The organism is uncultured Sulfitobacter sp. (genome assembly GCF_947497275.1).
In the GTDB taxonomy this organism is placed as follows: domain Bacteria; phylum Pseudomonadota; class Alphaproteobacteria; order Rhodobacterales; family Rhodobacteraceae; genus Sulfitobacter.
In genome coordinates this window covers 611,954-630,364 of the sequence record NZ_CANMFS010000001.1, presented here as the reverse complement: position 1 = coordinate 630,364, position 18,411 = coordinate 611,954, and the positions used below count along the sequence as shown (strand labels likewise).

Sequence of the window (18,411 nt, the reverse complement as noted above, 5' to 3'; positions counted from 1 at the left end):
GCCCAAACCGGCCCCACCGCGGGCTGTATCACCTGGCCGTCTCGGGATCGGCGGCTTTGCCCGGTGCCACGAAGGGCCGTACTTTCCGGTCCTCGTCCAGACATTCCCTGATCTGGACCAGATCCAGTGTTTCTTCGGCTTCCAGCCGCGCAACCAGCATTCGGATCTGGTCGCGGTGGGCGTCGATCAAAGCAGTGGCCTGTGTTTCCGCAGCCTGCAACAAGGCCATGACCGACCGGTCAACACGGCCGGCGGTCTCGTCGGCGAACCCGCGAGGCTGGGCCATCTGTTGCCCCAGAAAAGGGTGTTCGTCACTGTCGCGCAGGTCCACCGGGCCGATATCGGGATCCATCCCCCAGCGTGCCACCATCGAGCGCGCCAATGCAGTAGCCCGACGAATATCGTCATCGGCTCCGGAACTGACAGATCCCAGCAGCCGTTTTTCGGCGGCCCGCCCCGCCAACAGGGTGGTCAGCTGGCCCCGCAGATAAGCTTCGGGCAGCGTATGGCGTTCATTTTCCGGCAGCGTATGGGTGCTGCCAAGGCTACGGCCTCGCGGTATGATTGTGACCTTGTAAAGCGGATCTGCATCGGGATCATAATACGCCGCAGCGGTGTGGCCTGCCTCGTGCACGGCAAGACGGTGCTTTTCGTCGGGCTGTATCGCGAGTGTACGCAGGGTGCCCATCATCACCTTGTCGCGCGCTTCATCCAGATCGGCGGGGGCGATATCGGACCCCGACCGCCGCGCGGCTGTAATTGCCGCCTCGTTCAACAGGTTTTTCAGGTCCGCGCCGGAAAATCCGGGCGTGCCGGCCGCAACCTGATCCAGATCGACATCCGCACACATTGGCAGGTTCTTGGCGTGAACATCAAGGATGGCCCTCCGCGCCACCTTGTCGGGCAAGGACAGCGTAACGTGCCGGTCGAATCGCCCGGGCCGCAGCAGCGCCGGGTCCAGAACATCCGGACGGTTGGTCGCGGCCAGCACCACGACCGCTTCGCGGGCGGTAAAGCCGTCGAGTTCAGCGAGAATCTGATTAAGGGTCTGTTCGCGCTCGTCGTGGCCACCGCCCAGACCGGTGCCGCGGGTGCGTCCGATGCTGTCCAACTCGTCGATAAAGATGATGGCTGGGGCCTTCTTGCGCGCCTCCTCGAACATTTTGCGTACGCGGCCCGCGCCGACGCCAACGAATACCTCGATGAACTCTGATCCGGAGGTGGAAAAGAACGGCACATCCGCCTCGCCTGCCAGCGCGCGCGCGAGTAATGTCTTGCCGGTACCCGGTGGCCCCATCAGCAGCACCCCGTGCGGCACCGTCGCGCCGACACGCTGGAACCGGTCGGGATCGCGCAGGAATTCCACCAGTTCGGACACCTCGCGTTTGGCTGTGTCCTGCCCGGCAACGTCCGCAAAGGTGATCTTGCGGGTGGGTTCCGTAGGCTTTGATGCGCGCCCGTCCATGAAATCACCCAGGCCTCCCGGCAGGCCGCCGCCCATTCCGCCGCCCGTCATCCGACGGCTGAGCCAGAGATAGAAGGCAACGATCGCAATCCACGGCAGGAACGCGAGCAGCACGGACGGGGATTGCGGCTCTTCGGCGGTGATGGTGACACCCGCCTCTTCGAGAAGCGGCAACAGCTCAGGATCGGTTTGCTGCGGTGTGATGGCGCGCAGCCTGTCCTGCCCGGTATCGGTTGGATTGCGCAACTCGACGACAATCGCGTTTGTCTCTAGCGTCGCTGCGCTGACATCACCACGCTCGATGCGGGATTTGACTTCGGTGTAGGTCACCGTTCGGGGATCATTTGCGCCAATCGGGAACTGCGAGGACAGAAAAATGAAAACTGCAAGACCGATCAGCAGGGGCACCAAATACCTCTCGAACTTCTGCGGGCCCGCCGGATCGGATTGATTGCTCATGTCTGCTCTCCGTGCTCGGAACACCCGCCGCCGTTCGATAGCCACAGCGGACCGGGCATCCACACCGTGGAACCTGCACCCGATCGCATTCGAGCGCCTTGATGCAAATCAACGCGCACCGTGCCGGTTCATTGCCGAAAGGATTATCGACAAGAAGCAACATCCGATGAAACTGCGCAAGATCGGCGTCCCGATGAGCGGCCGATACGACCCTCACGATCCGGGGAACCTTGACGGACCGGTATTTGGCGTTGCGCTGAGTTACGCAGAAGCCTTCAGGGCGCTGGTGGAAGTACTCTGTGTGACAGAGCCGGCGGCACCCGGGTTGTCTGCCTGGACAGCCTTCGGAGCTATGGCGTGGAAGTTTTGTTTGCGAAGATGCAACAGCTTGGAGACAGGCATCACACACACACAGGCGACTTTCGGTCGTGTCACCAATAGATCCGCTGAAGACATCGGCCACCAATATCACCTTGCCATGGAAAAATTCCGCCGCCTCCGCGCGCGCAGTGGCGGCGGCATTGCCTCTGATGGCGCGTCCGAAGGCCGCGACCACCATCATCGCTAGCGAGAAAGACGTGACCGAACTGGGCTGTGAGACCCTTGCCGGCTATCTTTCCCTTCACGGCCCGGATGCCGATGTACGTATACTGCACGCTGACAAGCGCACTTCGGCACGGGCCATTCTAAGTGCTGCCGTTGATCAAGGGTCCGATTTGCCGGTGCTTGGTGGCGTCACTCACAGACCGGCGCATCGCTCCGCTGCCCCAGACCGACGTCGTCAACTGGGTTCCCGCGCGTCGGGATCGTCGGGGGCGATGCGCAGGGCGCGCAGGGCGTTCAGGATAACCGCCACGTCGATGATTTCCTGCGCCAGCGCGCCTTGAACCGGGGTCAGGTATCCGAAAGCCGCAGCGATCATACCGGCGACGGACAGACCGATGCCAGCCACGACGCTTTGCACGGCGATGGCCCGGGCGCGCCGCGCGATCTCGATCCCCGGACCAAGCCGGTCAACGCGGTCGACCAACAGCACAACATCCGCCGCCTCGGCGGAGGCCGCCGCACCCCGTGCGCCCATCGCCACGCCCACATCCGCCGCAGCAAGCGCCGGCGCATCGTTGACACCGTCTCCGACCATCATCACGGGTCCGTTCTTGCGCTCGCTCAACACCAAAAGCACCTTTTGATCCGGTGTCAGCCCGGAACGCAAACCGTCCAGGCCAAGACCTGCGGTGACCCGCTCGGCGACATCCGCGCGGTCGCCGGTTGCCAACAGTATTCTGGCGATCCCGCCTTTGCGCAGAGCCCCCAGCATCTCTCTCGTGCCAAGGCGCAGCGGATCGACCATGACGAGATGTCCCGCCCACTGTCCGTCGACCGCCACGGCCACCAGTACCGCGCCCGCGGTGCGGGTCGGTGGTGCGTCTGCAGCAGGTGCCACACGCGCGCGTACGAAGTCCTCGCCGCCCACGACCACATCGTGCCCGTCGACGGATCCGCAAACGCCCTCGCCCGCGAACTCGACCACCTGCGAAGGGACCGGCAGCGTCAGATCCCGCGTCTGCGCAGCGGCGACGACAGCCTGCGCGACGGGATGTTTCGATGCTTGGTCCAGGGCGGCCGCGAAGCGCAGAATATCGTCTGCTTTCCAACGCGCAGCGCAGTCGATTTCGACGATCTGCGGACGCCCGTCCGTCAGCGTGCCGGTCTTGTCGAGGATCAGGGTCTGAACCCGCGCCATCGTCTCCAGCGGTCCGGCCCCCTTGATCAGGACGCCGTAATGCGCGGCCCGCGACAACCCGGCGACCAGGGCCACGGGAACCGCCAGGATCAGCGGACAGGGCGTTGCCACCACAAGGACCGCAACGGCCCGGATCGGATCACCGGTGAACCACCATGCGGCAGTCGCGATCAACACCGTCACCGCCAGGAAACCCAGTGACCAGCGGTCCGCCAACCGCGCCATCGGTGCCTTCGATCGTTGCGCCTCTTCGACCAGACGCACTATTCCCGCATAGGTGCTCTGGGCCGCAGGGCGGGTGGCGATCAGATCGAATGGCGCGCCGGCGTTGGTGGACCCGCTCATCGCTTCGGCCCCGCGCGACAGCTGCACGGGCAACGATTCACCGGTCAATGCGGATGTGTCGAGAAACGCCTCATCGGATGCGATCGTCCCGTCCACCGGGGCGACATCGCCCTGCCGGATCAGCAGCAGGTCGCCGGGTTCTATTTCATCCAGCGGCACTTCTTCAAGGCCACCGTTCCGGTGCCGTGTCGCGGTTCGCGGCACCCGCGACAGCAGATCGTGCATTTCACGGCGTGCGCGCCCTTCGGCGAAGTTCTCCAGAAAGGTACCGCCCGAGTACATCACCGCAACGACAGCCGCCGCCAGCGTTTCCCCGAACGCGAGCGCCGCCGTCATCGACAGTGCCGCAACGATATCGAGCCCGACATCGCCCCGCTGAAGGCTGCGGATAATCTCGACCAACAGGGCGGCCAGCACGGGTATCACCCCGACAAACCACACGGTATCGGCCAGCTGGTCCCTTCCGGCCAGATAAAGACCGGACCCAGCCAGCAGGCCCAATAAGGCAATCGACAGCAGAAGTTGTTTCAACCGATCGGCGTTTGCATGTCCCATACGCTATTGATTCCCATTCGGATGGGGGTCGTCAGAAGAGCAATGACGGAATCCAAACCCCTGAACTTCTCTTCTATTGGATACCTGCCTGTGGGGTCGAGTCCGCTTTGCACATGCAGCATGGTCTGGTTTTTGCCAACGCGGTCGGACCAGATCCGCGCCATTGTTGAATGATTTGCCCGTCGCGTACGGCAAGGCGGCGTATGCCACGCCATTGCTCGCGCAGGGCTGATCTGCGAGAAACCGTATTGCCTCCCGTGGCTTCGCAACCTTACGGTGCGCGCGCGCCCAACGGACGCGACCATAAACGAAGTTTGATTTATCCGATGATCACGATACTCCCTCAAAACAGGACGATCTGCGTATGTATGTGATTGCGGAAGGACCCGCGTGAACGTCCTCGTGCGGGCGGCCCTGTGGATGACAGGCGCAATTGCATCGTTTTCGTGCATGGCTATCGCGGGCCGCGAACTCGCCAGTGCCTACGATACCTTCGAAATCATGCTTTATCGCAGTGCCGTTGGCGTCATCGTCGTGGTCGGGCTCATCGCGCTCGGCGGTCGCTGGAGCGAAATCCGGTTTGACCAGATGGGCCGTCATCTACTGCGCAATCTGCTGCATTTCACCGGTCAGAACCTGTGGTTCTACGCGGTCGCGGTTGTGCCTCTCGCACAGGTCTTCGCGCTTGAATTCACCTCGCCGCTCTGGGTCGCTGTGCTTGCACCGGTGTTGCTGGGCGAGCGCATGACACGGATACGGGCTGTGGCAGCACTGTTGGGATTCGTCGGCATCCTGGTCGTCGCACGCCCCAGTGTCGATACGTTCCAGATCGGTCTGCTCACAGCAGCGGCGGCGGCGCTGTTCTTTGCGCTGACCAACATGATGACAAAGCGGTTGACCCGCGACAACACAATCACCTCGATCCTGTTTTTTCTGACAACGCTTCAGTTGCTGTTCGGAGCGTTGGCCGCAGGATATGACGGTGACGTGGCCGGGCCAACGGTCCAAAGTCTGCCCTACCTTGTGCTTGTCGGATTGGCGGGGCTGCTGGCGCATTTTTGCCTCACCAAGGCGCTGTCCATCGCCCCCGCCACAATCGTCGTACCGCTTGATTTCGCGCGCCTGCCGGTGATCGCCATCGTCGCGATGGCGCTTTACGGCGAACCGCTGGAGGTATGGGTCTTCGTCGGTGCTATCATCATATTCATCGCCAATTATCTGAATATCTGGTCGGAAACCCGCAACCGCACCTGAGATAACCGCACGAAACGGGTCGCCTGCGTGCGCGCGCCATGCAACATGGCGCCATGACTTCCGAACGTTCCATCTCCGGCCGGGCCTGGCTTTTGCTGTTTGCGTTGGCGCTCCTGTGGGGGGCCTCATTTCTGTCGGTTCGTGTTGCGCTCGACGAAGTGCCGGTCCTGACATCGGTGGCGCACCGGGTCGGATGGGCTGCCGTTGTCCTTTGGGCTGTGGTACTTGGCACCGGTCTGCCCGTGCCACGGGGCTGGCGGGTCTGGATTGGGTTTGCGGGGATGGGGCTTTTGAACAATGCCATCCCGTTCAGCCTGATGGCCTGGGGACAACTTTACATCCCGACCGGTCTGACCTCGATTCTCAACGCATCGACGGCCATTTTCGGGGTGCTTGTCGCATCCCTTCTGCTCAGCGATGAACGGCTGAGCCCGCGCAGGGCGACAGGTGTGCTGATTGGCTTTGTCGGTGTAGCTACAGCCATCGGACTGGAGAACCTGCGCGCCTTCGACCTGGGTGCGCTGGCGCAACTGGCCGTGCTTGGAGGCACTGTTTCCTACGCGCTTGCCGGGGTCTGGGCGCGCAAGATGCTGGTTGGGCTTGCACCGCAAACCGCCGCCGCCGGTATGCTGAGCGCCTCTACGATGGTCATGGTCCCGCTTGCGTGGATGGTCGACGGTCCGATCAGCCTCGATCTCGCACCACGCACGATGATTGCGATCGCATATTACGCGCTCGCGGCGACGGCGCTGGCCTATCTGCTCTATTACCGCGTTCTGGCGCTGGCGGGCAGCGGCAATCTGATGCTGGTGACGTTGCTGGTGGCTCCGATTGCCATCGTTCTGGGCGCCATCGTCCTGGGCGAGGCGCTGCGTCCCGCGGCCTATGGCGGGTTTGCATTGCTGGCGCTCGGGCTTCTGGTGATCGACGGGCGCGCGCTGGCGCTGATTGACCCGCGCAGGCGGGCGCGCTAGCAAGAGCGAACCCTGACAGGAGCCTGCCCATGCTGTATCCCGACGCCGAAAGCTGGCGCCAAGCCCCGCGCAAATCGGTGCTGTTCTTCGGCATGTCGGGCCTAGGAAAAACCCATATTTCCAAGCTGCTGGTGCAGGAAGGCGATTGGTTTCACTATTCCATCGACTACCGCATCGGCACGGCCGGGATGTACCCGCACATCAAGGACAACCTGATTGCCCACGCAATGCGCGAACCCTTTCTGGCCGAGATGTTGCGCGCCGATCTGATCTATCTCGAACCCAATATACATGATCATGATCTGCGCGCGGTCGCTGCCTATCTGGGCAAACCGGGCAATCCGGCCAAAGGCGGCCTGGAGATGGCGGAATACACCCGCCGGCAGTTGCAGTTCAGGGCCGCCGAAGTGGCCGCGCTGAACGACACGGCCCATTTCCGCGAACGCGCCGAACGGCTCTACGGTCTGGCGCATTTCATCTGCGATACCGGCGGGTCGATCTGCGAATGGGTCGATCCCCAAGACCCGGACGATCCGTTGCTCGCAGCACTCTCGCAACAGTGCCTTTTGGTCTGGATCAAGGGCAATGAGGCGCATACGCAAGAGCTGGTACGCCGGTTCGACCTAGCCCCCAAACCGATGGCATATCAGCCCGATTTCCTCGCCCGTGTCTGGGTGGATTACCTGCGCGAAAACAACTGCAATGCAGCGGACGTCGATCCGGACGCTTTCATCCGCTGGACCTATGCACAGGCGCTGGCGCACCGGCAGCCCCGCTATAGCGCGATGGCGCGCCATGGTGTGACGCTGACACCGGACGACTGCCGCCAGATCGGCGGACCGCAAGACTTCGAAGACCTCATCGCCACCAAGCTAACCTCTGCGGCACCTTGAGAGACCTGACCATTCAGCCTATCTGTGCTGTCCCGGATGCCCAAAAGATCGAACCGAAAACATGCCCATCAAGATTCCAGCCGCCCTGCCCGCCTATGACGTCCTGACCCGCGAGGGCGTCAGTGTTATGGACGAAGATCAGGCCGCCCGTCAGGACATCCGCCCCTTGCGGATCGCGCTCCTGAATCTGATGCCGAAAAAAATTCAGACGGAAAACCAGTTTGCCCGCCTGATCGGAGCCACGCCCCTGCAGATCGAGCTGTCGCTGTTGCGGATGACAAACCATGAGACGCGCAACACGGCCGCCGACCACATGCAAAGCTTCTACCGCCCCGTGTCGGACGCGTGGAACGAGAAGTTCGACGGCCTGATCATCACCGGTGCGCCGATCGAGCATTTGGCGTTCGAAGAAGTAAACTATTGGGACGAACTGGTGCGGGTAATGGACTGGACCCAAACCAATGTGCAATCCACCATGGGCGTCTGCTGGGGTGGGATGGCGATGATCAATCATTTTCACGGAGTAAGAAAGCACCTGCTGGACGCGAAGACCTTTGGCTGCTTTCGCCATCAGAACCTCGCACCGGCCTCGCCCTATCTTAACGGATTTTCGGATGATTGCGTGATTCCCACGTCCCGCTGGACCGAAATTCGCCAGTCTGAAATAGATGCGACCAACGGATTGCGCACACTTCTGGGCAGCGACGAGGTCGGCCCTTGCCTTGTCGAGGACCCGGCCCACCGCGCGCTTTATATCTTCAGTCACTTCGAATATGACCGCGAAACCCTGAAGCAGGAATACGACCGTGATGTCGCGGCAGGGGCACCGATCAACGTGCCGCTAAATTACTATACCGACGACGACCCCGCGTTGCCGCCGCTGAACCGCTGGCGCAGTCACGCGCACCTGCTGTACGGCAACTGGATTCAGGAAATCTATCAATCGACGCCTTATGACATTTCGAAAATCGGCACTTAGCATGCTCGTCCTCGTTCTGATGGCGTTGGCCGTCATTGTCGCGGTTCAATGGCGGGCATCCGCACGCGAGGCGACAGCTGCGAAAAACTATCCTCCGCAGGGCCGTATCCTGGATATCGAAGGCACGCCGGTGCATGTGCTCACGCAAGGTGCGGGACCGGACCTGGTGTTGATCCACGGCGCCAGCGGCAACGTGCGCGACTGGACCTTCGGTTTTGCCGACCGGCTGAGCGACCGCTACCGTGTGATCATGTTCGACCGGCCCGGTCTGGGCTGGACGGGTCGGTTGCCGGGGAAAAATGGACCATGGAACAGCCGCTCGGAAACGCCGATGGAACAGGCGGCGTTGTTGCAAAAAGCCGCCGATGTCCTCGGCGTGTCCAATCCGCTTGTCTTGGGGCATTCATTCGGCGGAGCCGTCGCGATGGCATGGGCGCTGGGGCGTCCCGACCGGACCGCCGGAATCGTGATGTTGGCGGGGGTTTCAAACCCCTGGCCCGGTGATCTGGGATGGACGTACACGTTGCTGGGCTCTGCGGCAGGCGGTGCGCTCGTGGTGCCCGCGGCCTCTGCGTTCGTGCCGCAGTCCTACGTCGACAGCAGCGTAAAAAGCATCTTTTCGCCGCAGCCCGCACCGCGCGGCTATGTGGAGCATGTGGGTGACATATTGGCCCTGCGGCGCGAAAGCATGCGCGCGAATGCGCAGCAGGTGAACCACCTGCGCCCGCATATCGTCAAGATGTCCAAGCGGTACGCAGATCTGGAAATACCCCTCGAAATAGTGCACGGCGACGCAGACACTATCGTTCCGGTGGACGTCCATTCAAGGCCCCTGTCGCAGCAGGTACGCGGGGCGCGGCTGACGGTATTGCCGGGGATCGGCCATATGCCGCATCATGTCGCCGCCGACGCCACCATCGCCGCGATCGACCGCGCCGCCGCGCGTGCTGGTTTGCGTAAAGCTCCTTAACATCGCATATTGCATCAGACCTAGTGCCCGGAGACCCGAGATGGAGCTGCCCTTTGACGGTGCAATCAGCGCCTACTACGAGAACGACGCCCCGGAAGAAATACGCGCGGCTGTCGCAGGCGGCAAGAAACACACGATTCTATTCTCGACCTATCCGCACGACCGGCATCTCGGGCGCAAGTCCTACACCGCACAAATGGCGCTGTTACAGATCGAAATGGTCAAGCTTCAGGCCTGGGTCCGCGAAACCGGCACCCGCATCGCAATGGTGTTCGAAGGCCGTGACGCCGCCGGCAAAGGCGGCACGATCGAGCGGTTCCGAACCAATCTCAATCCGCGAAACGCGCGTATCGTGGCGCTGTCAAAACCCACCGAGTCGGAAGCAAGCCAATGGTATTTTCAACGGTATGTGAAACATTTGCCCGCCGCCGGTGATATGATCTTCTTTGACCGCTCATGGTATAACCGCGCCGTGGTCGAGCCGGTATTCGGCTTTTGCACGCCCGACCAGAACACGCGGTTTTTCAATCAGGTTCAGCCATTCGAGCAGATGATCGTAGAAAGCGGCGTGCACCTGTTCAAGTTCTGGCTCAACGTCGGGCGTGCGGAGCAATTGCGCCGAATGCTGTCGCGCGAGAGCGACCCGCTCAAGCAGTGGAAGCTGAGCCGTATCGACGTGCAGGGGCTGCATCTGTGGGACGCCTACACCGCCGCGATCCAGGACACGCTGGCGCGCACACATACGGCCTTTGCCCCATGGACGGTTGTGCGGTCCGACGACAAGCGGCGCGCGCGGCTCAATGCGATGCGGCGGGTACTGCACCACTTCGACTATACCCGCAAGGACGCCGAGGCGATCGGGCCGATCGATCCAGCGATCTGTGGTGGCCCCGAGATCTGGGATGCCTAAACGCGGATACCACCACGGCAACCTGCGTCAGGCATTGGTCGAAGCGGCGCTTGACCTGATCGAAAGGCAGGGCCCGACGGGATTTACCCTATCGGAAGCGGCCAAGCAGGCCGGGGTGACGCCCGCAGCCGTATACCGCCACTTCGAGGGCCGCGAGGATATGATTGCCGAAGCGGCGCTTCAGGGCTACGAGATTTTCGGAGATCTGATGGAGCATGCCTATCAAAGCGGCCAGCCATCGGCCTTGGCCGCGTTCGAGGCCACGGGTCGCGCCTACCTCGCCTTTGCCCGCCGCTATCCCGGCCATTATATCGCGATGTTCGAAAGCGGGATCTCGATCAACCGCTCGGCCGCACTTGCCAGCGTGGCAAACCGTGCCAATGCCGTTCTGGAAAAAGCCGCCGGCGATCTCAGCCAGCACATTCCAGCGGACAAGCGCCCGCCCGCGTCGATGTTCTCGGCGCACATCTGGGCGATGAGCCACGGAGTGGTCGAGTTGTTCGCACGCAATTCACCGGGGCGCGCATCGCCGTTTCCGCCCGAAGATCTGCTTGAGACAGGCATCGGCATCTATCTGCGTGGTCTGGGGCTGATCGCGCCTGACAACTAGGTTTGCGCGCAAAAACAGCGGCAAGTTATGGGCCTGAGGCCCCCGCCATCTGCCGGGTCGGCTCTCCATACAGATCCGTTAACGCGTGCGCGGCGATTTCGAACGATCGTTTCCGCGCAGCATGGTCATGGATCTGACCCGTCAGGATAAGTTCGTCAGGCTTGTATTTCGTCACCAGTTCCGCCAATTGCCTGCGCACGGTTTCCGGCGCACCCGTCGCGGAAATGCGCAGCGCCTGATCCACGCCACGCCGCAGGGGGGCGCCGATTTCTGCGTCGATATCCGTGACAGGCGCTGGGAGCTTGCCGGGCGTGCCAGTGCGCAGCCGTGCGAACGCCTGTTGCACAGAGGTGCGCAGATAGGCGGCCTCATCGTCCGTATCCGCACCGATCACATTCACGGCCAGCATGAATTTAGGCGCATCCAGTGCAGCGGACGGTTTGAAATCGCGGCGGTAGATGAATGCGGCATCGTCAAGCGCGTCAGGCGCGAAATGCGACGCAAAGGCATAGGGCAGCCCGAAATGCGCCGCCAGTTGCGCTCCGTACAGTGAGGACCCCAGGATCCAGATCGGCACATGCGTACCCTGCCCCGGATGGGCCTGCACCGGCGCATTGGGGTCTGCGTCACCGAGATAGCCCATCAACTCGGCCACCTCGGCGGGAAAGTTGTCCTCGCCCGTGCGCCCCCGGCGCAGCGCATGCCATACCGCCTGATCCCCGCCGGGTGCGCGGCCAAGCCCAAGGTCTATGCGGTCGCCGTAAAGCGTCGCCAACGTCCCGAACTGCTCTGCGATGCTCAGCGGGGCATGGTTGGGCAACATGACGCCCCCGGCGCCGACGCGGATGGACGTTGTCTTGCCCGCGATATGGCCCAGCAAAACCGATGTCGCAGCCGACGCGATGCCCGGCATGTTGTGGTGCTCCGCCATCCAGTAGCGGTGATAGCCCAACGCCTCGACATGCTGTGCAAGATCGGCGCTGTTGCGCATGGACTCCGCGGCAGTGTGGCCTTCGGGCACGGGGCATAGATCAAGTATGGAATATTTCATGAGAAACCTCTTTGATTGATCCCAACATAGGTACGCCTGACGCGGCGTGAAAGAGGGAGCGGCCAAACGAAAAAGGCCGCACCCTGCGGTGCGGCCCTTTCCAATGCTGTCGAAAGGATCAACGCTTGGAGAACTGGAAGCTCTTGCGCGCTTTGGCCTTGCCGTATTTTTTCCGCTCAACGACGCGGCTGTCGCGGGTCAGGAAGCCAGCCGCTTTCAGTGCGCCGCGCAGGGAGGGATCGTACAACTGCAGCGCCTTGGAGACGCCGTGCTTGACCGCACCGGCCTGACCGGACAGACCGCCACCCTTGACCGTCGCGTACACGTCGAACTGGCCTTCGGTGTTGGTGATGCCGAACGGCTGCGCCAGAATCATCTGAAGCACGGGGCGCGCGAAGTATTCGTTCTGCGGCTTGCCGTTGACGACAACCTTGCCGGAGCCGGGCTTGATCCAGACGCGGGCGACCGCATCCTTGCGCTTGCCGGTGGCATAGGACCGACCCAAATCGTCGCGCACTGGCTCACGCGGGGTCATGTCAACCGCCGGTGTGCCCTGTACGGCACCGATATCGTCGGTCACGGCGTCGGCCAGATCTTCGAGTGTCTTGATTTCGTCAGCCATGCTCATTCACTCCGCGTGTTTTTCTTGTTCATGGACTTCACGTCCAGAACGTCGGGGTTTTGGGCCTCGTGTGGGTGATCGCCGCCCGCATAAACGCGCAGGTTGGTCATGATCTGGCGGGTCAGACGGTTGCCGGGCAGCATCCGCTTGACGGCCAGCGTGACGATCCGCTCAGGATGTGCGCCCTCGAGGATCTGCTCCTTGGTCCGCTCCTTGATGCCGCCGGGATGGCCGGTGTGCCAGTAGAACTTCTCGTCACGCTTCTTGCCGGTCATCTGGATCTTCTCGGCGTTGATCACGATGACGTTGTCGCCGCAATCCATGTGAGGCGTGAACGACGGTTTGTGCTTGCCGCGCAAGCGGGTGGCGATGATCGATGCAAGACGGCCCAGCACGACGCCTTCGGCGTCAATGATGATCCATTTCTTGTCGATATCTGCCGGTGTTGCAGAAAAGGTTTTCATGGACGGTATTCCCGTTGTGGTGTGACGGGACACGTGCCCCGATGTGATGGGCGGGTTATAACCTAGGCGGAAACAGCGTCAAGCATCAAAGACCCGCATATATCGAGCAAAAACAGTTACTTGAAAATACGGTATTATTTTACCCCATAGTCCAGACGGTGTTATACGGAAATCCCCCCTAGAATTGGTGGTGATCAAACGTAGAGCTTTCTCGGCAAGATATCTGAGGGGGTTTACGATGAAGAACGGACGATTTAGCGATGCGCAGATCGTGGCTGTGTCGAAGCAGGCGGAAGGCGGTGTGCCGGTCTCTGAGCTTTGTCGAGAGCATGGGATGAGCAGTGCCAGCTTTTACAATTGGCGGGCGAAATTTGGCGGGATGCATTGCACGGCAGAGTATCGCGTAGCGATGTCCCGCCAACCGAGTGCGTGGTGCGGCGTCTGAACCAGATCATCGAATGGCGTGGAAAGCCCAAGGCTATTCGTATCGATACTGGACCCGAATATGTCAGTGGAAAGCTCCATGGAATGGTCCTAAAAACAATGCGTTAGGCTATATTCAGCCCGAAAAACCCCAACAGAACGCCTATATCGAACGCCACAACCGCACGGTTCGCAACGAATGGCTCAACCAGTACATCTTTGAAACCAGCGAAAAGGCACAGGATCAGGCCACGGTATGGCTCTGGACACAGCAATGAACGACCCAACATGGGCATCGGCGGCATGACACCCGCAATCAAACCGAAAACCGCCGCCTGAATTCTACGGCTGGACCACATAAAAAATGGGGGGATCCTCTTATCTCCGATCAATAGTCGGGTGCATTGAGGTGGGCGAGCCGAGCGTAATCATCAACTGTCAGATATCCGGCATAAAAACAGGCCGTAAAAAAGGCCGTAATATTTGAGGAAATTGATCCTTCTTCGGTGCCCACTTTTGTTCGGAAGTTGTGGCGGAGGCTCAGGGATTCGAACCCTGGGGACGCTTTCACGCCCGTCGGTTTTCAAGACCGGTGCAATCGACCACTCTGCCAAACCTCCACTTGGCGAACCGTTTATGGCGATTGCAGCGATTCTGCAAACGGTGTTTGAGGGCCGGAATTCAGGGGGAATATTGCCGATCCGCCTCAGCTTCTCTTGTCGTCAGCGGTTCGCGCGCGTTAGAGTGCCGCCAACGCTCCGCAAAGGGGCGATCAGGCGTGCGTTGACGTAATAACGTGGCCGCGCGGCGTGAGAATGGCCGCTAACAGGCAAGGACGAGGGACTATGAGCAGGCGCAACACGAAATCCGATCAGAACAAACCGAGACACCGGATCATGACGATCTGGGGCAGTGTGGCCGCAATCGGTTTGTTGGCCGGGTGCGACGACAGCGGCAAATTCGCTTTGCCAGGAACCGGTTCATCGCCTGCAAGCAGCGTGGCAGCACCAGCGGGACCGACTGTCGAACGCGACGTCGAGGCGCCCGAGGTGTTTTCCGTAACAGATGAGGGGCTTTGGGACGGACGTCCTAGCCTGGGTGGCGTCTGGGTTGCGCATCCGGATGTCGAGGACCCCGAGCGGGTGATCATCCGCAACCAGAGTAACGACAAATTCGTCGTCGGCGCGCTCTTTCGGCGCGAACGGGATATTCCCGGACCAAGCCTTCAGATTTCGTCAGACGCGGCTGTGGCGCTTGGCATTCTGGCGGGCGCTCCGGCGAAACTGAATGTGACGGCCTTGCGCAAGGTCGAAGAGGTATCGACCGACACCGAGGCCGCGCAGCCAGTCGCGGCCCCCGTGGACGAGGCACCAACGGTCAGCACGACATCGCTTGATCCCGCGGTCGAAACCGGGGTCGCACCGGTTGAGGTCGCGACGGCACCCGCCGCCCCTGCTCCACGTCCTGTTCAGGCCTCTGATCTGGACAAACCCTATATCCAGATCGGCATTTTCAGTGTCGAGGCCAATGCAGAGCGCGCTGCAAAGCAGATGCGCGGCGCAGGCCTTGCACCGAGTGTCCGGCAGAGCGAAATCAATGGAAAGACCTTCTGGCGTGTTGTTGTCGGTCCTGCGGCCACGTCGGCAGAACGGACCAAGATACTATCCACCATCAAGGCGGAAGGCTTTACCGATGCCTATGCCGTCTCCAGCTAGCCCCTTTCGGAGGAGACCGATACTCATGCGTATGATTCCGACCGCACTTGGCGCGCTCGCCCTGCTTGTCTCGACCGTAAGCGCACACGCCTTCGAGACCAGCGCCTCCGCCGCTTATGTCGTAGATCACACCAGCGGCACGGTTCTGATGGCCAAGAACGCGGATGCCCCCTTGCCGCCTGCGTCCATGTCCAAGTTGATGACCCTTTATATGGCGTTCGAGGCGATCGAGAACGGCATTCTTGACCTCGATCAGGAATTGCCCGTCTCTGCAGCGGCACAGGAATACGGCGGCTCTACCATGTTCCTGCAGGCGGGCGAGCGCGTGCGCGTCGAGGATCTGCTGCGCGGCATCATTGTGTTGTCGGGCAACGATGCCTGCGTGGTGATCGCCGAGGCGCTGTCGGGCACCGAAAGCAAATTCGCCCGCCAGATGACCATGCGGGCGCAGCAGTTGGGCATGACCAACTCCACCTTTACCAATTCCAACGGCTGGCCCAAGGCGGGTCATCGCATGTCGATGCGTGATCTGGGTCTGATCTCCGGCAAGCTGATCCGCGACTTCCCGCAGTACTATCCGATGTTCGCGGAAGAAGAGTTTCTGTTCGACACCAAGGAAGCGCAGAACCGGTTCAATCGCAACCCGTTGTTGGGCATGGGCATCGGCGCGGACGGTCTGAAGACCGGGCACACGACAGAGGCAGGTTATGGGCTTGTCGGCTCCGCCAAACAGGGTGAGCGGCGGATCATTTTCGTGCTCTCGGGTCTCGATACCGCGCAGGCCCGCGCGCAGGAGGCCGAAGCCGTCACGAACTGGGCATTCCGTCAGTTCGCCCAGACCGATCTCGGCACCACCGGTGAACATATCGCGGAGGCCAAGGTTTCGCTGGGGGCGCAAAAGAACGTCGGCCTTGTGCTGGGCGAGGACCTGTCGATGCTGGTCCCGACCAATCCGATCGCTCCTCTGCAGGCCGAAGTCATCTATGAGGGTCCTATCAAGGCACCGATCGCCAAGGGCGATGTTTTGGGCGAGCTTGTGATTACGCCTGAAGGGTTGCCGGAAAAGCGTGTTCCCCTGATCGCGGACAGCGCGGTTGCGCCCTACGGCTTCGTTGACCGCATGATGGCCGCCGCCGAACATCTGATCTCGCGGCTTAACGCCGGCCCGGCAGAGGAGGCTTCGTGACGGCAGGCGGGCTGTTCATCAGCTTTGAAGGCATCGACGGATCGGGAAAATCAACGCAGGTGGCACTGCTGACCGATCATCTGCGCAGCAAGGGCCGTGACGTCGTACTGACTCGCGAACCGGGCGGCAGCCCCGGTGCCGAAGAAATTCGCGCTCTGGTCTTGCAGGGGGATCCCGACCGCTGGTCCGCCGAGACCGAAATTCTGTTGTTCACCGCCGCGCGGCGCGATCATCTGGAGCGGGTGATCTGGCCTGCACTCGATGCTGGCAAGGTCGTTATATGCGACCGCTTCGCCGACAGCACCCGCATGTACCAGGGCATGAGCCGGGGCGACCTGCGTGCGACGGTGGACCGGTTGCACAGCCTGATGATCGGGATCGAACCGGACCTGACCATTCTTATCGACATGGATCCCGCACAGGGGCTCAGCCGTGCGAAGGGGCGTCAGGGCAGCGAGGAACGCTTCGAGGATTTCGGTGCCGATCTTCAGGAAAAAATGCGCAGCGGTTTTCTGGGGCTCGCGCAGGAGTTCGCGGCCCGTTTTCGTGTCATTGACGGGAACCGCGCGATTGCCGATGTCGCGACGGATATCCGCGATGCTGTCGCCCCTACGGTCTGACACGCCCCATTTCCAACGTCGCCAATCCGCGATAAGTCCCATGCCATGACCGATGACCCACAGCACCAGCCTGAACGCCTGCCCGGCGCGCCCCATCCGCGCGAGACGTGCCGCCTCATAGGGCAGGAAGCGGCGGAGGCGGACTTTGTCGACGCCTTCAACACCGGACGTCTGCATCACGCGTGGATGCTGACCGGTCCGCGCGGCGTCGGAAAGGCAACGCTGGCATGGCGCATCGCCCGGTTTCTGCTGGCCACGCCCGCGCCGGACGCGGGCGGCATGTTCGCGCCCGAACCTGCGCGGGATCTGGAAATCTCGGCCGACCATCCGGTCGCGCAGCGGATCGCGTCCGGTGGCGAAGGACGCATCCGCAACATCACCCGCAGTGTCAACGAGAAGACCGGCAAGCTGCGCAACGAAATCGTCGCCGAAGACATCCGCGCACTCAACGGTTTTTTTCAGATGTCGGCCCCCGATGGCGGCTACCGCGTGGTGATCATCGACGACGCCGATCAAATGAACGCGACAGCCGCCAACGCGCTCTTGAAGATGCTCGAAGAACCGCCCGCCCGTGCGCTCCTGCTGTTGATCAGCCACCAGCCGTCGGGCCTGTTGCCCACGATCCGTTCGCGCTGCCGTGTGCTGCCGCTCAGACCCCTGTCCGAGGATCAGGTGGCGCAGGCCATGGCGCAGGCAGAGGTGGCGGCGCAGAATACCGCTGGCCTCGCCGCTTTGTCGGGCGGATCCGTCGGCGGGGCGATGCGGCTGTCGCTCTTGGGCGGTGCACAACTCTATGCGGAGCTCGTCGCATTGATGGACACCCTGCCGCGCATGGACCGCCCGCGCGCGCTCAAGCTTGCAGAGGCCGCCGCCGCACGCGGCGCCGAGGCCAAGCGAGACCTTCTGTTCGTGCTCATCGACCTGTTGTTGAGCCGCCTTGCGCGCACCGGGGCCACCGGCACACCCCCTGCCCCCGAAGCGGTCCCCGGCGAAACGGCTATGCTGGCGCGTCTTTCACCGACCCCGCGACAGGCCCGCATCTGGGCCGACCTAGCGCCAGAGATTGGCGGCAGGGCGCGCCACGGCATCGCGGTCAACCTTGACCCTGCCGCGCTCGTTCTAGATACCCTGATGAAAATATCACAAGCCGCCCCCCGCTAGATTGCAGCAGT

Annotated in this window: 17 protein-coding genes, 1 tRNA gene and 1 pseudogene; 13 read left to right on the top strand and 6 right to left on the bottom strand. The window is 61.9% G+C overall.

Annotation, left to right across the window (positions count from 1 at the left end; translation table 11 throughout):
• Nucleotides 1-28: 28 nt before the first annotated feature.
• On the bottom strand, nucleotides 29-1,924 hold the full coding sequence (ftsH, locus tag Q1A06_RS03060) for an ATP-dependent zinc metalloprotease FtsH (RefSeq protein ID WP_299558514.1): 1,896 nt from the start codon (nucleotides 1,922-1,924) through the stop codon (nucleotides 29-31).
• Nucleotides 1,925-2,090: 166 nt separating this feature from the next.
• On the opposite strand from ftsH, the gene Q1A06_RS03055 reads away from it, so the two are divergent.
• Nucleotides 2,091-2,492, top strand: coding sequence for a hypothetical protein (locus tag Q1A06_RS03055; protein ID WP_299558512.1), 402 nt, complete (start codon nucleotides 2,091-2,093; stop codon nucleotides 2,490-2,492).
• Nucleotides 2,493-2,705: 213 nt separating this feature from the next.
• On the opposite strand, the gene Q1A06_RS03050 is transcribed toward Q1A06_RS03055, so the two are convergent.
• A complete protein-coding gene (locus Q1A06_RS03050; protein WP_299558510.1) occupies nucleotides 2,706-4,568 on the bottom strand; it encodes a heavy metal translocating P-type ATPase in 1,863 nt (620 codons plus the stop codon).
• Nucleotides 4,569-4,958: 390 nt separating this feature from the next.
• On the opposite strand from Q1A06_RS03050, the gene Q1A06_RS03045 reads away from it, so the two are divergent.
• The 7 genes from Q1A06_RS03045 (at nucleotide 4,959) to Q1A06_RS03015 (ending at nucleotide 11,158) form a co-directional block, all read left to right on the top strand.
• Nucleotides 4,959-5,822 carry a DMT family transporter gene (locus Q1A06_RS03045; RefSeq protein ID WP_299558508.1) on the top strand — a complete coding sequence of 288 codons (864 nt, stop codon included), beginning with the start codon at nucleotides 4,959-4,961 and terminating at the stop codon, nucleotides 5,820-5,822.
• Between the two features lie 53 nt (nucleotides 5,823-5,875).
• Nucleotides 5,876-6,796 (top strand): DMT family transporter, encoded by a 921-nt coding sequence (locus Q1A06_RS03040; protein WP_299558506.1) that lies wholly within the window; start codon nucleotides 5,876-5,878, stop codon nucleotides 6,794-6,796.
• 29 nt (nucleotides 6,797-6,825) lie between these two features.
• Nucleotides 6,826-7,689, top strand: coding sequence for an ATPase (locus tag Q1A06_RS03035; RefSeq protein WP_299558504.1), 864 nt, complete (start codon nucleotides 6,826-6,828; stop codon nucleotides 7,687-7,689).
• 61 nt (nucleotides 7,690-7,750) lie between these two features.
• Nucleotides 7,751-8,668, top strand: a complete 918-nt coding sequence (gene metA / locus Q1A06_RS03030) for a homoserine O-succinyltransferase (RefSeq protein WP_299558503.1) — start codon at nucleotides 7,751-7,753, stop codon at nucleotides 8,666-8,668.
• A gap of 1 nt (nucleotide 8,669) precedes the next feature.
• Nucleotides 8,670-9,638, top strand: a complete 969-nt coding sequence (locus Q1A06_RS03025; RefSeq protein ID WP_299558501.1) for an alpha/beta hydrolase — start codon at nucleotides 8,670-8,672, stop codon at nucleotides 9,636-9,638.
• 40 nt (nucleotides 9,639-9,678) lie between these two features.
• Complete coding sequence (gene ppk2 / locus Q1A06_RS03020) at nucleotides 9,679-10,548, top strand: polyphosphate kinase 2 (RefSeq protein WP_299558499.1); 870 nt, start codon at nucleotides 9,679-9,681, stop codon at nucleotides 10,546-10,548.
• Nucleotides 10,541-11,158, top strand: a complete 618-nt coding sequence (locus Q1A06_RS03015) for a TetR/AcrR family transcriptional regulator (protein WP_299558497.1) — start codon at nucleotides 10,541-10,543, stop codon at nucleotides 11,156-11,158. Before ppk2 ends, Q1A06_RS03015 begins: the two co-directional genes overlap by 8 nt.
• Before the next feature lie 25 nt (nucleotides 11,159-11,183).
• On the opposite strand, the gene Q1A06_RS03010 is transcribed toward Q1A06_RS03015, so the two are convergent.
• From Q1A06_RS03010 to rplM, 3 genes are all read right to left on the bottom strand, one after another.
• Nucleotides 11,184-12,209, bottom strand: a complete 1,026-nt coding sequence (locus tag Q1A06_RS03010) for an LLM class flavin-dependent oxidoreductase (RefSeq protein WP_299558495.1) — start codon at nucleotides 12,207-12,209, stop codon at nucleotides 11,184-11,186.
• 118 nt (nucleotides 12,210-12,327) lie between these two features.
• Nucleotides 12,328-12,831, bottom strand: coding sequence for a 30S ribosomal protein S9 (gene rpsI / locus Q1A06_RS03005; RefSeq protein WP_299558493.1), 504 nt, complete (start codon nucleotides 12,829-12,831; stop codon nucleotides 12,328-12,330).
• 2 nt (nucleotides 12,832-12,833) lie between these two features.
• The gene (gene rplM, locus Q1A06_RS03000) at nucleotides 12,834-13,295 is read right to left on the bottom strand and encodes a 50S ribosomal protein L13 (protein ID WP_299558491.1); all 462 of its coding nucleotides are present in this window, start codon (nucleotides 13,293-13,295) and stop codon (nucleotides 12,834-12,836) included.
• 238 nt (nucleotides 13,296-13,533) lie between these two features.
• Between rplM and Q1A06_RS02995 the strand changes: the two are divergent.
• Nucleotides 13,534-14,057, top strand: a pseudogene (locus Q1A06_RS02995) (integrase core domain-containing protein).
• Between the two features lie 191 nt (nucleotides 14,058-14,248).
• Here the strand turns inward: Q1A06_RS02995 and Q1A06_RS02990 are convergent.
• Nucleotides 14,249-14,338, bottom strand: a tRNA-Ser gene (locus Q1A06_RS02990).
• A gap of 225 nt (nucleotides 14,339-14,563) precedes the next feature.
• Between Q1A06_RS02990 and Q1A06_RS02985 the strand changes: the two genes are divergently transcribed.
• From Q1A06_RS02985 to Q1A06_RS02970, 4 genes are read left to right on the top strand one after another with little or no spacing between them, the layout of a single operon-like run.
• On the top strand, nucleotides 14,564-15,433 hold the full coding sequence (locus Q1A06_RS02985) for an SPOR domain-containing protein (RefSeq protein ID WP_299558489.1): 870 nt from the start codon (nucleotides 14,564-14,566) through the stop codon (nucleotides 15,431-15,433).
• A 31-nt stretch (nucleotides 15,434-15,464) separates the two neighbouring features.
• Nucleotides 15,465-16,619: a D-alanyl-D-alanine carboxypeptidase family protein gene (locus Q1A06_RS02980; protein ID WP_299558864.1), complete on the top strand. Its 1,155-nt coding sequence runs from the start codon at nucleotides 15,465-15,467 to the stop codon at nucleotides 16,617-16,619.
• Complete coding sequence (gene tmk / locus Q1A06_RS02975) at nucleotides 16,616-17,239, top strand: dTMP kinase (protein ID WP_299558487.1); 624 nt, start codon at nucleotides 16,616-16,618, stop codon at nucleotides 17,237-17,239. The genes Q1A06_RS02980 and tmk overlap by 4 nt, the downstream gene beginning before the upstream one ends.
• 45 nt (nucleotides 17,240-17,284) lie before the next feature.
• Entirely contained in the window at nucleotides 17,285-18,400 is a 1,116-nt protein-coding gene (locus Q1A06_RS02970) for a DNA polymerase III subunit delta' (RefSeq protein ID WP_299558485.1), read from the top strand.
• The last annotated feature ends 11 nt before the right edge of the window (nucleotides 18,401-18,411 follow it).

What these genes read in the sequence shown, in the direction of transcription:
- Q1A06_RS03015 (WP_299558497.1), top strand. Translation starts at nt 10,541, where the DNA reads ATGCCTAAACGCGGATACCACCACGGCAACCTGCGTCAGGCATTGGTC.
- metA (WP_299558503.1), top strand. Translation starts at nt 7,751, where the DNA reads ATGCCCATCAAGATTCCAGCCGCCCTGCCCGCCTATGACGTCCTGACC.
- Q1A06_RS03010 (WP_299558495.1), bottom strand. Translation starts at nt 12,209, where the DNA reads ATGAAATATTCCATACTTGATCTATGCCCCGTGCCCGAAGGCCACACT.
- Q1A06_RS03050 (WP_299558510.1), bottom strand. Translation starts at nt 4,568, where the DNA reads ATGGGACATGCAAACGCCGATCGGTTGAAACAACTTCTGCTGTCGATT.
- rpsI (WP_299558493.1), bottom strand. Translation starts at nt 12,831, where the DNA reads ATGGCTGACGAAATCAAGACACTCGAAGATCTGGCCGACGCCGTGACC.
- Q1A06_RS02970 (WP_299558485.1), top strand. Translation starts at nt 17,285, where the DNA reads ATGACCGATGACCCACAGCACCAGCCTGAACGCCTGCCCGGCGCGCCC.
- Q1A06_RS02985 (WP_299558489.1), top strand. Translation starts at nt 14,564, where the DNA reads ATGAGCAGGCGCAACACGAAATCCGATCAGAACAAACCGAGACACCGG.
- Q1A06_RS02980 (WP_299558864.1), top strand. Translation starts at nt 15,465, where the DNA reads ATGATTCCGACCGCACTTGGCGCGCTCGCCCTGCTTGTCTCGACCGTA.
- rplM (WP_299558491.1), bottom strand. Translation starts at nt 13,295, where the DNA reads ATGAAAACCTTTTCTGCAACACCGGCAGATATCGACAAGAAATGGATC.
- ppk2 (WP_299558499.1), top strand. Translation starts at nt 9,679, where the DNA reads ATGGAGCTGCCCTTTGACGGTGCAATCAGCGCCTACTACGAGAACGAC.
- Q1A06_RS03025 (WP_299558501.1), top strand. Translation starts at nt 8,670, where the DNA reads ATGCTCGTCCTCGTTCTGATGGCGTTGGCCGTCATTGTCGCGGTTCAA.
- Q1A06_RS03035 (WP_299558504.1), top strand. Translation starts at nt 6,826, where the DNA reads ATGCTGTATCCCGACGCCGAAAGCTGGCGCCAAGCCCCGCGCAAATCG.
- Q1A06_RS03040 (WP_299558506.1), top strand. Translation starts at nt 5,876, where the DNA reads ATGACTTCCGAACGTTCCATCTCCGGCCGGGCCTGGCTTTTGCTGTTT.
- ftsH (WP_299558514.1), bottom strand. Translation starts at nt 1,924, where the DNA reads ATGAGCAATCAATCCGATCCGGCGGGCCCGCAGAAGTTCGAGAGGTAT.
- Q1A06_RS03055 (WP_299558512.1), top strand. Translation starts at nt 2,091, where the DNA reads ATGAAACTGCGCAAGATCGGCGTCCCGATGAGCGGCCGATACGACCCT.